This is a genomic window from Pseudomonas sp. GW821-FHT10C09 (assembly GCF_059415465.1).
This window is the reverse complement of the sequence record NZ_JBWKNG010000001.1, coordinates 292,869-306,746: the sequence shown is the minus strand read 5'-3', so window position 1 is coordinate 306,746 and position 13,878 is coordinate 292,869. Positions and strand designations below refer to the sequence as shown.

Annotated in this window: 5 protein-coding genes; 1 reads left to right on the top strand and 4 read right to left on the bottom strand. The window is 59.7% G+C overall.

The window, feature by feature from the left end; genetic code table 11:
* Positions 1 to 33: 33 nt before the first annotated feature.
* The 3 genes from AC07N8_RS01335 to AC07N8_RS01325 all read right to left on the bottom strand — a co-directional run bounded on the left by AC07N8_RS01335 (position 34) and on the right by AC07N8_RS01325 (position 2,905).
* Positions 34 to 528 carry a DUF934 domain-containing protein gene (locus AC07N8_RS01335; protein WP_483842415.1) on the bottom strand — a complete coding sequence of 165 codons (495 nt, stop codon included), beginning with the start codon at positions 526 to 528 and terminating at the stop codon, positions 34 to 36.
* Positions 512 to 2,170 (bottom strand): nitrite/sulfite reductase, encoded by a 1,659-nt coding sequence (locus AC07N8_RS01330; protein WP_493141969.1) that lies wholly within the window; start codon positions 2,168 to 2,170, stop codon positions 512 to 514. The genes AC07N8_RS01335 and AC07N8_RS01330 overlap by 17 nt, the downstream gene beginning before the upstream one ends.
* Positions 2,171 to 2,689: 519 nt before the next feature.
* The gene (locus tag AC07N8_RS01325; protein WP_493141967.1) at positions 2,690 to 2,905 is read right to left on the bottom strand and encodes a DUF2970 domain-containing protein; all 216 of its coding nucleotides are present in this window, start codon (positions 2,903 to 2,905) and stop codon (positions 2,690 to 2,692) included.
* A 169-nt stretch (positions 2,906 to 3,074) separates the two neighbouring features.
* On the opposite strand from AC07N8_RS01325, the gene AC07N8_RS01320 reads away from it, so the two are divergent.
* Positions 3,075 to 10,097 (top strand): NEL-type E3 ubiquitin ligase domain-containing protein, encoded by a 7,023-nt coding sequence (locus AC07N8_RS01320; protein ID WP_493141965.1) that lies wholly within the window; start codon positions 3,075 to 3,077, stop codon positions 10,095 to 10,097.
* A 56-nt stretch (positions 10,098 to 10,153) separates the two neighbouring features.
* On the opposite strand, the gene metH is transcribed toward AC07N8_RS01320, so the two are convergent.
* Positions 10,154 to 13,864: a methionine synthase gene (metH, locus tag AC07N8_RS01315; protein WP_493141963.1), complete on the bottom strand. Its 3,711-nt coding sequence runs from the start codon at positions 13,862 to 13,864 to the stop codon at positions 10,154 to 10,156.
* Positions 13,865 to 13,878 lie beyond the last annotated feature (14 nt).

Below are 13,878 nucleotides of genomic sequence, written 5' to 3'. Positions count from 1 at the left end.
CTTGAACCCCGAAAGGGGTTCAAGGGTTGACCATCAGCGGCGACGGAACAGCGGCAGCGGTTCGTCGGTGGCGGCCTGATACGTCACCGAGAAGTCCTTGAGACCTTCCAGGGCTTCGTACGGGTCTTTATCGGGGCGTACTGCAAACGCATCAAAACCGCAGCGATGCATGTAGAACAACTGGTCGCGCAGCACATCACCAATCGCCCGCAATTCGCCTTTGAAACCGTAACGGTCACGCAGCAGACGGGCATTGGAGTAGTTGCGGCCATCGGTGAAGGCCGGGAAGTTCAAGGCAATCACCTTGAACTGCTCCACGTCTTCACCGATTTCTTCAGCTTCCTCGTCGGCATCCAGCCAAACGCCAAGGCCGCCATCGCGGGCCTTGAGCATACGGCTGTGTTCGCGCCACAGTTGCAACGGGACGATCAGGTCATCGCAGTTGCTGATCTCGTCAATGTTGAAATCCTTGGGCAGCAAGTGCCAGGTTTCGTCGACGACCTCGTTGTTCTTAATGATTCGCTGCATAGACGCGTTCCTTGAAGAGGTCGATGCCAATACGCTGGTAGGTGTCGATGAAACGCTCGTCTTCGGTACGTTGTTCGATGTACACGTCGATCAGCTTTTCGATCACGTCAGGCATGGCTTCCTGGGCAAAGGACGGGCCAAGGATCTTACCCAGGCTGGCGTCACGGCTGGCGCTGCCGCCGAGGGACACCTGGTAGAACTCTTCGCCTTTCTTGTCCACCCCGAGGATGCCGATGTGGCCGACGTGGTGATGACCACAGGCGTTCATGCAACCGGAGATGTTCAGGTCCAGTTCACCAATGTCGAACAGGTAATCCAGGTCGTCGAAGCGACGCTGGATCGATTCGGCAATCGGGATCGACTTGGCGTTGGCCAGCGAGCAGAAATCACCGCCAGGGCAGCAGATGATGTCGGTCAGCAGGCCGATGTTCGGCGTGGCGAAACCTTGCTCGCGCAACTCGCCCCACATCGCGAACAGTCGCGACTGTTCGACGTCGGCCAGGATGATGTTCTGTTCGTGCGACGTTCGCAGTTGACCGAAGCTGTAACGATCGGCCAGGTCGGCCACGGCGTCGAGCTGCTTGTCGGTGATATCGCCCGGTGCCACACCGGTCGGCTTCAGTGACAGGGTCACAGCCACATAGCCCGGCTTCTTGTGCGCCAGGGTATTGCGCGTGCGCCAGCGGGCAAAGCCCGGGTGCTGCTGGTCGAGCTCGGCCAGTTCGGCGCTCTGGTTGTCCAGGGCCTTGTAGTCGGGGTCGACGAAATGCTTGGCAACGCGATGCAGTTCAGCCTCGGTCAGCGTGGTCTGGCCACCGCGAAGGTGTTCCATTTCCGCGTCGACCTTTTGGGCGAAGACTTCAGGCGTCAGCGCCTTGACCAGAATCTTGATCCGCGCCTTGTACTTGTTGTCGCGACGGCCATAGCGGTTGTACACCCGCAGGATGGCGTCGAGGTAGCTCAACAGGTCTTGCCACGGCAGGAATTCATTGATGAACGCGCCCACCACTGGCGTACGACCGAGGCCGCCGCCAACCAATACACGGAAGCCCAATTCACCAGCGGCGTTGTGCACCGGTTCAAGGCCAATGTCATGGACTTCAATGGCGGCACGGTCAGACGTCGAACCGTTGACCGCGATCTTGAACTTGCGCGGCAGGTAGGCGAATTCCGGGTGGAACGTGGTCCACTGACGGACGATCTCGCACCATGGGCGCGGATCGATCAATTCATCGGCGGCGACACCGGCGAACTGGTCGGTGGTGACATTGCGCAGGCAGTTGCCGCTGGTCTGGATCGCGTGCATCTGCACGGTCGCCAGTTCAGCCAGAATGTCCGGAATGTCTTCCACGGCCGGCCAGTTGAACTGCACGTTCTGGCGGGTACTGATGTGGGCATAGCCCTTGTCATAGTCGCGGGCAATCTTGGCCATCATGCGTATCTGACGCGAAGTCAGTTGGCCGTAAGGCACCGCCACACGCAACATCGGCGCGAAACGCTGGATATAAAGCCCGTTTTGCAGGCGCAGGGGGCGGAATTCTTCTTCGCTCAGCTCGCCTGCCAGATAGCGTCGGGTCTGATCACGGAACTGCTTGACGCGGTCCTCGATGATCCGCTGATCGTATTCGTCGTATACGTACATATAAGTCCTGTTCTCAGGCTTGGGTCGCTCGGATACAGCTGCGTTTTTGTGCTTGCCGGAGTCCGAAAGAGCCTCTGCAATTCTGCGCGCACGGCCGCGCACTCCCTACGGAGCCGGGGCAAGATACCAGTTTGCAGTTATGCGCAAAAGTGATGTTTGAGTATATGTAAAGAACCAAAACGCCTAACAAGAACCGTTATTGCTAAACCCTTATTTGTGGTGCGGGCAATCGTCGTCTTTACTGTGGTCGAGTCTTTATGCAATCACCGATAAAACCGACAAGAGGCGATGCAATGAGCAACCCTACCAAAGCGACAAAACCTGATAGCACGGTCGATGCTTGGGCGATTCTGTTCCTGATCATTCTGGTCGTGGGCACAGCGGTATTCTGGGTCAGTCACCAGTAACCGCACCCGTCCGGGCTCCGCTGCGGCCATTGACGGGCGAAAACCGCAACAAGCGTCTTTCACGGACATTCGCTGGCTTCGAGGCGCAGCGAATGGCCGGGGAGGGGGCGCGTCAAACCCCGGCCAGCATCAGCACCAGTTTCACGATGCCAAACAGCATCAGGGCAAACACCACCGTGAACCCAATCCCCAAAATCACGAAATGACTGGGCTTGCCGTGGGTAAAGTCGCGGGCGCGGTTTTTCCCGCTTTGTACGCCGAACGCTGCCGCCATCACGCTGTGGAGCATTTGCCAGAAGGTCGGCGGCTTGTTGTCTGAATCGTCCATGGGGCCTCACGCGTTGTGATGTCTACTCACCCTAGGGTAGTCAAGTTTACCGCTAATCGCGGCAATCCTGGCTGTGTGAACAAGTGTTACCGCTATAACTATGTACCGCTATTGCCGGACACGGGCGTGATGTCCTGACACCTCATTTTCAGGTATCAGGAACGACTTCATGCCAGCCCCTTCAACACCCGCCGGACCAGGGCTCCACGCCTCGTTGATCAAGAGCCGACTACCCGGTTGGATCGAGCATCTCACGCCCGCCCATATTCAGGCGATGGATCAGGTTCGGGACCCCGCGCAGCAGTTCATCGCAGCGTACCCCCAGCAGTTTGCCCAGGCATCGCCAGCGCTGCGCCAAGCCTTGCTGGACAGCCAGGCGCAGAGCAGCGCCTCCAACCTGGCGCTGTCCAAGACCCTCAAAGACTTCAAAGGCATCACCGACTTTGCCAAGCCATTGCTGGTAGAGGCCATGCGCAAGACGTTCGGCCAGACCCCGGATGTCAACCGCACGCTGCTGTTTCATCTGCTCGGGCCCTATCAGTACGACAAGCAGTCACTGCTGCAGGCGGCGCTGCGCAACTTCGAGGCCGATGAACCTTTTGACAAGGTTGTCTTGCAGGAAACCAGTGCCTTGGCCCCCGAGGGCGCACTGGAAACCGTGGTGAACGATGAGAACGCGAATTATCCCTTCAACAACGACCGCTTCATCATCCACAACAAGCTGTCGATCAAGCCTGCCGAGTTTGCAAGCCTGTGCCGGGAGCTGGACCTGGGCAAGCAATACCAGGATCACCTGAGCGCAACGTTTGATGCGCCGGACAAGGCCGCGAGGGTCCGCGAGCAGACAATTGCGGCAAACAAGGACCGGATGCGCGTGCAAGCGCATATCGCCCGGATGCGCTCGAACATTGATGAAGCGGCCTACGTCACGTTGAAGGCGATGCTCAATGACACGCCGCAGGCGGCATCGGTGGCTTATAGCCGGCTGCAGGTGTTTGGCTCGGACTTGAGCGATATCCTGGTCATCGGCGCCGGGGGGCGAAAATTGCGCAAGCTTGCCGAGAGTCCATGGGCATTGCCGGTGCCTGTGTTACCCGAACTTGCGAGGTTTCTGCCTGACACTGAAATCATTGTCTACATCCCGGCGGACCCTCTGAGTCCTTTCAAACAATATGCCTCCTTGAGCGCGTTCTCCAAGGCGCTGGCAATCAATCTGCGGTCTGCCAGCTATCAGCGATTCTTCTCAGGCTTTGTCCCCCGGGATGAGTCCGCAAGGTTCTTTCGTCGACTCAAGAACCAGCTCAAGGTTTACCGTTGGAATCCGAACCCGGTTTACCCAGGCCCGCCTTACAACCCGGCGGCGTTTCGCAACGGCATATACGAAGAAGTCTGGAACGACGACGCCGATCTGGCGATGGATGAAGCTTTCATTGACGGAGAGGTGTTTGGTGAGCGCTATAAAAGTCATCTTGCCAGGATCAAAGCCGATGCGCTGTTGCTGGCAGTTCCCACCGCAGAAGTGGACCACGAGGCCTGGATCGCGCGGATCAAACACTACGCTGAATGGGGGCTTAACGTACTGAACGTGGCCGCCTTTTTCGTGCCGGGGCTGGGGGAGGTGATGATGGCAGTGACCGTTGTCCAGCTCTCGGTTGAGGTTTACCACGGGGTTGAAGCCTGGAAACAGGGCGATGCCGAAGAGGCATGGACACACCTGCGATCGGTTTTGCAAAACGTCGCATTCATTGCCGCATTGGGTGTGGTCGGCGCAAAAGCTGGCAGACCTCCACAAATCAGGGGCAGCCATCTGGTGGACGGGTTGCTGCCGGTCAAGCTGCCCTTTGGCCAGGTACGGTTGTGGAAGCCCGACCTTGCTCCCTACGAAAGCGACGTGTTGCTGGGCCAAACGCTCAAGCCCAACGCTCAGGGCGAATATTCGGTGAACGGTAAAAGCTACATTCGCCAGGACGGCAAGGTCTACGAAAAACACTTTGATTCACAGATCAAAAAATGGCGGCTCAAGCATCCGACCGACCCCGAGGCATACCAGCCCATCTTGCACCACAACGGCCTGGGTGCCTGGCGTCACAGCCTGGAACGACCCCTGGAATGGGGTCGCCCCACGCTGTTGCGGCGAATGGGCCATGTGACGGAGCCCTTTACCGATGAGGTGCTGGCGCACATCGCTGACGTCAGCGGAGTCAGCGACGAGGCGCTGCGCGCCATGCACATCGATCACCAGCCACCGCCGCCGCTGCTGACCGAAACCTTGAATCAGTTCAAGACCCACCAGGAAATCACTGCGCTGGTCGAGCAGCTTCGCGCGGGTAAAGGCATTGCCGATGACCGTGCCAATCTTGTGTTGCCATTGCTGGTTGATATGCCCCGCTGGCCCTTCGGCCGGGTGATCGAGGTGTTCGAAGGTCCTCGGCTTGTGGGTCAGTCGACGCGCTACGGGGTTACGCCTGCAACTGCCAAGCCTACGATCAAGGTCACCGGAACGCAGGTTGCCAGCGGTCAACTGCCTGAGTCTGTGCTGTCTGCGCTGGATGAGCGCGAAGTCAGCCAGCTACTCGGGGGCGAAGGCGCCAGGCTCAGGAGCGAGCGGGTTGCCGAGTTCAACAAACAGTTTGCTGAACACTTGAGCACCCACAAGGTCTCTATGTTTAGCCGTATTGAGAGAGGCACAGGCTCCGTTGAAACGGATTTCAAAGTACTGCAGCGGGCCAATCCTGGCATGCCTGACAGCGTCGCACGACAGCTGCTGAGCGAGGCCACCGAGCTGGAACGCCTGAGCCTGAGCAAGCGCCAACGCGTGCCGCTGGCCATGGCCGAAAAGGCTCGCGGGTTCATGCAACAGGCCCGCCTGAACCGGGCCTTCGCCGGCCTGAGCCTGGACAGCCTGGCGTCGCTGGACAGTGATCGTGTCGCCCTGCATGCGCTGGAGCACTTGCCGGGCTGGCAAGGCAAGGTGCGCCTGGAGATTCGCGAAGGCAGCGTCGAGGGCCGCTTGGTCGACAGCATCGGCAGCGATACGGCGTCCGAGCGTAAATACCTGGTCGTCCGGGACAATCAGTTCCAGGCCTATGACGCTGAAGGCAACACCTTGAACAATGTGCCCAGCCAGGGTCGCAATTGTTATTCCTCTATCCTTCATGCCCTGCCGGACGGCGTGCGGCGTGATCTGGCGATACCCAGCGTGGGGCAGAGTGCGGACTTGCAAAAGGTATTGACCGATTACGCCATCCGCCATCGCAATGAAATGTCTCGGGCATTGAAACTACAGCCACCCAGACGCGGGTTCAGGGGGCCGGAACACGGCGCTTCAGCCTACGGGCTGAGTGGGCGAGGCGCCGGCGCGCAGGTGGGCTACAACGCTTCACTGGTTGTCCGGGTGCAGGACATCTACCCTAACCTGACGGAGGACATGGCTGGCCGGTTTGTAAGCGACCTGATGCTTGGTGGAAGTACCGATCAGCAGATTTACACGTTATTGAGCAACCGTTCCCGTGAGTTCGATGAGTTGTCCGCGACGCTTCGTGGGTGGGTTGAACCCCAAGCAGGGTCCTCGCTCAGTGTTGAACGGCTGAGTCGACAAACCGTTGTCGAACGGTTGATCCAATGCTGGCGATTGGGGCTGCACCGCGACGGCAACGCCTACGTTGACCTGGATCTCTCTGGCGTCAGCGACCTTCCTCGCCTGGCGGCTGACTTCTCCCACGTCAAAGAGCTAAAACTCAGTAGCGCAATGTCCGCTGCGCCCGCTGCCGGGGAGCTGTTGAATCAGTTTCCCAACCTCAGGAGCGTTCGTGTCACGATCGCAGGGGGCGCACTGTTGCCTCCGTCGGTCACGGCAGCCACTGGCCTTCGCGAGCTGCACCTTGAAGGTTGGGGGCTTAGCCATTCGGCTGAGTTGCAGGCGCAACTGAACGCGATGCCGCAGCTGCAAACGCTCAGCATCCGAGGGAACATGGAAGGGCTTGACCTGAGTCGCCTGACCCATTTGCGTCAGCTCGATTTGTCCTTCTGCCAGTTGCAGCAGTGGCCGCCGGGCGTTCTGCAGTTGGAACACTTGCAGCAACTGAATCTATCGGGCAACTCGATCAGCAGGCTGCCGCAGGCACTGTTCAGCGCTCATGAGCCGCTGTGGAGAGGTCTGAGCATGGATTGGAGCGCCCTTGAGCATCCGTCATTCATGTCGGCCTATCGCTATGTGCTGGACAACCCTGCCCACCTGGCTGACGCCGAGCAAATGGCCAACCTTTACCGGCGGGGTTGCTTGAAAAGCCGAGTGCCTGAACTCGAGCAGGCCCGTTTCGAACCGAGTCCCAGGGACGAGGGCGTCACCACCGCCACTATGCTGGAGCAGATCGGCGACTTGCGCCGGGAGGAGGACCAGTTCGTGCGGCAACTGGATGAGTGGAAGGCCCAATCGAAGCGGGTCCAACGCATGGGCTATGACGGTGATCATCGCCAGGTCGTTGCCGATCGTCTGCTGACCTCGTGGCGTTATGGTACGCGCGCACGTTGGGGCGCAGGAGCCCAAGAGAGCGTGGCAGTACAAGTACTGGATTTGTCAGGCGGCCTGTTAAGCGACTTGCCCGCTCTGCCGTCGGCCGCCTACGCCCATGTGCGGACCCTGAACCTGCATGGGACATTGCTTGCGCAAGACGAGGTGAACCGTCTTCTGGCAAGGTTGCCGCAGCTGCAAAGCCTCGACCTGAAGCACAACGGCTTACACGAGCTACCGACTGCCGTGGATCAACTCACCCAGTTGCGGGTGCTGGATTTGAGTCATAACGATCTGACAATTACCCCGGCCATTCAGGGTCGTTTGAGCAGCTTGTCCACCCTTAAGGTGCTGGATCTGAAACACAATCGGGTGGGGGCGCTGGACATCAGTGGTCTGACCGCACTCGAAACCCTGGACTTGAGCAGCACTGCCATTACCCAGTGGCCGACCGGGGTGCTGGGCTTGCCCAATTTGCGTAGCTTGAAACTCAACAACAGCGGCATCACCTCATTCCCACAACCAATAACCGCAGCGAACGAGGCGCTGTTGGCCGCGACTCAAGTGCGTGGCTGCCGACTGACCGATCAGGCCATCGCCGTGCAGCTGGAGGTCTCAAATCGGGTCCGGGTACGTTTAGGATTTCCTCCCTTGCCCGCTCTCCCGGTTCCAGGACGAAGTCAGCTTCAATTCATGCTTGAGCCGGATCAACCGCTCTATTATCCGGACCTTGAGGCGATACGTGCCGAAAGCGTGTTGCCTGACTTGCCTGCCGAGGCAGTCCCGGGTGAGCCGGCGCTCAGCGCGCACGAACGCTTGCGTACGCTCGATCCGGACATGAGCCAGGCGATGGCGCAGAAGGTAGTCGAGGGGCTTGAAGGGCAGGGCCTGACCCCGGCGCAGATTGATGCGCGCATTACGCAATGGCGCCAGGCGTATGTAACGATGAGGGACACACTCAATACCTGGATCAATAGCCGGGTCCTCGGGGAGGCGGGGCGGGACGTCTCGCAGCTGTCCCGTCGGCGCGCTGCAGACAGCATGCTGTGGTGCTGGCGCCGGGAAGTGCTGGTCGGCGCGGCTGAGCCGGCACCTGACGGCGGGGTGATCCTCGACCTGACCGACCTGCGGGTGGGGGATTTACCGGCCCTGGCGCAGCCTCTAACCTGGGTTCATACCCTGAAGTTGGGTAGCGCAGGGTTGAGTGAGCAAGGTTCCAATGGGTTTCTCAACAGTTTTCCCCGACTGCGCAACCTGGTGCTCGATCAAAACCGGCTCGACAGTTTGCCGGACGCACTGACTGGAATGCGTGACCTTACGCGCTTGCAACTGCGCTACAACGAATTGTCGATGAGTGAGGCGTTGCAACGCCAACTCAACAGCCTGCCGGCGCTCAAGGAGCTGGACCTGGGCAACAACCGCCTGCTGGCGTTCAACGTCAGCGCAATGCCCCGGTTGGAGAGTCTCAATCTGGAAGGCAACAACCTGGCCGAATGGCCAACCGGAGTGTTACAGGTCCCGGGGCTCAGGGCACTGAACCTGAGCCGCAATCGATTGACGACGATTCCCGAGGCGTTGTGGGATACGCAGATTGGCCTGCCTCGGGGGCCGTACGTGAACACTGTGCTCAGGCATGATCGCTTGATCAGTGGCCTGGACATCAGCGACAACCCGCTTTCGCAGGCGGTCGTTGCAGGCATTCTCGATTGTTCGCGAGAGTACGGCCATCGCCTCGGTTATTCCCAGCAAGAACTTGAGCGAAGTGCGTCGGACGAGGATTTGATGTCGGACGAGGAGCAAACGTCTGACGAGTCTCTGGAGGAGGCAGGCAGTGAGGCAGGAGGTGAGCAACTGACACGCTGGCTGCCCGGCGACGCGACGAATACCGCAACCAGAAGAGCCGTTTGGGCGCGGCTCAAGGCACAAGAGGGCAATGAGGCGTTCTTTCATTTGCTTTCGGAACTCAGGGAAAGCGCCGACTTTGTCCGAACCCGAGCCGACCTCACCCAACGCGTCTGGCAAGTCATGGAGGCTGCTGACCGTAATGACTCACTTCGTGAGCTGCTATTCGTCGCCGCGCGATCAGGCTACACCTGCGGGGATGGCCGCATTCTGCTGTTCAGCGACCTGGAAGTTCAGGTGCTGGTGTTCGCTACCGAACAGTCCGTGGAAAGCGGGCAACAAGGTGCCGCGCTTCTTGGGTTGGCAAAACGGCTATTTCGACTGGACAAGGTCAAAGCTATTGCCGACGAGCGGGTCAGAGCCAATCGCGGAACGGATCCGGCAGAAATCCGCCTGGCCTACCGCAGGGGCCTGGCAGACAGACTGCAGTTGCCCAACCAGCCACGGGACATGCTGTATGAAGGTATGGCGAACATTTCCGATGCGGATCTCGATGCTGCATTCTCACAGGTCACGGCGGCGGAACAGACCGATGAACTCGTGAGGAATCTTGCGGAGCGTACCTTCTGGAGCGACTACCTGAAGAAAACCTACCCGCAAAGGTTTACCGAGTTCCAGCGGCTGCAAGAAGTTGAATACGAACGGTTGGAAGATCTGCATCCAGTATTCGATGAAGCGCGCGAACTGGCGATACAGGCCTGGACCATCGACAAAAACGTCGCGGAACTGGCATTGAAGCTTGAGCTCACCGCATTGGAACGAACTAAGCTGGCCCTCTAAGCCCGACAGGGCGGCCGCTGCCATCGACAGGATGGCAGCGGCTTGCGCGGATCGAATCAGTTGTCATACCCAAGGTTGGGCGCCAACCAGCGTTCGGTCACGCTCAACTCCTGGCCTTTGCGCGAGGTGTAGCTCTGCACCTGGTCCTTGTCGATCTTGCCCACGGCAAAATACTGCGCCTGCGGGTGAGCGAAATACCAGCCGCTGACCGCAGCCGCCGGGAACATTGCGTAGTGCTCGGTGAGGAACACGCCGCTGCGGCCGGCCTTGAGCTCTTCAGCTTCCGGGTCCAGCAGTTTGAACAGCGTGGATTTCTCGGTGTGATCCGGGCACGCCGGGTAGCCCGGAGCAGGGCGGATGCCGGTGTATTGCTCTTTGATCAGCGCCTCGTTGTCGAGCGTCTCGTCCTTGGCGTAACCCCAGTAGTCTTTACGCACTTGCTGGTGCAGCCATTCGGCGCACGCTTCCGCCAGTCGGTCGGCCAATGCCTTGACCATGATCGAGTTGTAATCGTCGCCAGCGTCCTGATAAGCCTTGGCCACTTCCTCGGCGCCAATACCGGCGGTGGTGATGAAACCCCCAACGTAGTCGGTGACTTCGCTGTCTTTGGGCGCGACGAAGTCGGCCAGGGAGAAGTTCGGCTTGCCATCGGTCTTGATGATCTGCTGGCGCAGGTGATGCAGCTTGGCAATCGGCTTGCCGTCATCGCCGTAGACTTCGATGTCATCGTCGCGCACCTGGTTGGCCGGCCAGAAGCCGAACACCGCACGGGCACTGATCAGCTTCTCGTCGATCAGCTTGGCGAGCATTTCCTGGGCATCGGCGTACAGCGAGGTTGCGGCTTCGCCGACCACTTCGTCCGTGAGGATGCGCGGGAATTTGCCGGCCAGGTCCCAGGAGATAAAGAACGGCGTCCAGTCGATGTACTCGGCCAGCACCTTGAGGTCGATGTTGTCCAGCACCTTGGAGCCGGTGAACGTCGGTTTGACCGGCGCGTAAGTGCTCCAGTCGAACTGCGGCTTCTTGGCAATGGCGGCCGGATAGCTCAGGCGTTCGGTGCGCGCGCTGCGGTTGGCGGTGCGTTCGCGAACGTCGATGTATTCCAGGCGGGTCTTCTCGACAAACGCCGGTTTCAGTTCTTTGGACAGCAACTGTGTCGCCACGCCCACGGCGCGGGAGGCGTCCGTCACGTAGATCACCGCGTCGTTGCTGTACTTCGGCTCGATCTTCACTGCCGTGTGCGCTTTGGAGGTGGTTGCGCCACCGATCATCAGCGGCAGGTGGAAGTCCTGGCGCTGCATCTCACGGGCGACGTGGACCATTTCGTCCAGCGAAGGCGTGATCAGGCCGGACAGGCCGATGATGTCGCACTTCTGCTCCTTGGCCACTTGCAGGATTTTTTCTGCCGGGACCATCACGCCGAGGTCGACGATGTCGTAGCCGTTACAGCCCAACACCACGCCGACGATGTTCTTGCCGATGTCGTGCACGTCGCCTTTTACCGTCGCCATCAGGATCTTGCCCTTGGCTTCCGGTTTGTCGCCTTTTTCCAGTTCGATGAACGGGATCAAGTGGGCCACGGCCTGCTTCATTACGCGGGCGGATTTCACCACCTGCGGCAGGAACATTTTGCCGGCGCCAAACAGGTCGCCGACGATGTTCATGCCGGACATCAGCGGGCCTTCGATGACTTCGATCGGACGGGCGAACGACTGACGCGATTCTTCGGTGTCTTCAACAATGTGCGTGGTGATGCCCTTGACCAGCGCATGCTCCAGACGCTTGTTGACCGGCCAGCCGCGCCATTCTTCGGTCTCGGCTTCCTTGACGCTGCCGTCGCCCTTGTACTTGTCGGCAATGGCGAGGAGGGCGTCAGTGCCGTGCGGGGTGCGGTTGAGCACCACGTCTTCGACGGCGTCGCGCAGCTCCTGCGGGATCTGGTCGTAGATTTCCAGCTGGCCGGCGTTGACGATGCCCATGGTCAGGCCGTTGCGGATCGCATACAGCAGGAACACCGAGTGAATCGCCTCACGCACCGGGTTGTTGCCCCGGAACGAGAACGACACGTTGGACACGCCGCCCGAGGTCAGCGCATACGGCAGCTCGTCGCGGATGTAGGCGCAGGCATTGATGAAGTCCACAGCGTAGTTGTTGTGTTCTTCAATACCGGTAGCCACGGCGAAGATGTTCGGGTCGAAGATGATGTCTTCCGGCGGGAAGCCGACTTCGTTGACCAGGATGTCGTAGGAGCGTTTGCAGATTTCTTTCTTGCGCGCTTCGGTGTCGGCCTGGCCGGCTTCGTCGAAGGCCATCACGACCACCGCAGCGCCATAGCGCTTGCACAGTTTGGCGTGGTGAATGAACTGCTCGACGCCTTCTTTCATGCTGATCGAGTTGACGATGCCCTTGCCCTGGATGCATTTCAGGCCGGCTTCGATCACTTCCCACTTCGAGGAGTCGATCATGATCGGGACGCGGGAGATGTCCGGCTCGCCGGCAATCAGATTGAGGAAGGTCACCATGGCCTTCTTCGAATCGAGCATCCCTTCGTCCATGTTGATGTCGATCACCTGTGCGCCGGCTTCGACCTGCTGCAGGGCGACTTCCAGGGCTTCGGTGTAGTTGTCTTCGCGGATCAGGCGGGCGAATTTGGCCGAACCGGTGATGTTGGTCCGTTCGCCGACGTTGACGAACAACGAACTGCGATCAATGGTGAACGGTTCCAGGCCCGACAGACGGCAGGCCTTGGGGATTTCCGGGATTTGACGCGGCGCGTAACCGGCCACGGCTTTGGCGATGGCTTCGATGTGGCCCGGGGTGGTGCCGCAGCAGCCGCCGACAATGTTCAGGAATCCGCTTTGAGCGAATTCTTCGATGACCTTGGCGGTGTCCACCGGCAGTTCGTCGTACTCACCGAATTCGTTCGGCAGACCGGCGTTCGGGTGCGCAGACACATGGGTGCCGGCCTTGTTCGACAGCTCTTCCAGGTACGGACGCAGTTCGCTGGCGCCGAGGGCGCAGTTCAGGCCGACCGAGATTGGCTTGGCGTGGGCCACGGAGTTCCAGAACGCTTCGGTGGTCTGGCCGGAGAGGGTACGGCCGGAGGCATCGGTGATGGTGCCGGAGATCATGATCGGCAGCTCGATGCCCAGTTCTTCGAACACGCCTTGCACGGCGAAGATCGCCGCTTTGGCGTTGAGGGTGTCGAAGATGGTTTCGATCAGGATCAGGTCGGCGCCGCCTTCGATCAGGCCCTTGGTGGATTCGGTGTAGTTTTCCACCAGCTCATCAAAGGTCACGTTGCGGTAGCCGGGGTTGTTCACGTCCGGGGACAACGAACAGGTACGGCTGGTCGGGCCCAGTACACCGGCGACGAAGCGCGGCTTGTCCGGGGTTTCCAGGGTCTTGGCGTCGGCGACCTTGCGGGCCAGGCGTGCGCCTTCTACGTTTAACTCATACGCCAGGCCCTGCATGCCGTAGTCGGCCAGGGAAATCTGGGTGGCGTTGAACGTGTTGGTTTCCAGAATATCGGCGCCGGCATCCAGGTAGGCTTTCTCGATACCACCAATCACATCCGGGCGAGTCAGCACCAACAGGTCGTTGTTGCCTTTGACATCGCTTGGCCAGTCAGCAAAACGTTTGCCACGGTAATCCTGCTCTTCGAGCTTGTAGCTCTGGATCATCGTGCCCATGCCGCCATCGAGAATCAGGATGCGCTCTTTGAGGGCGTGCTTGAGAGCTTGAAGGCGAACACTGCGATCGGACATTTGGACTACTCGGA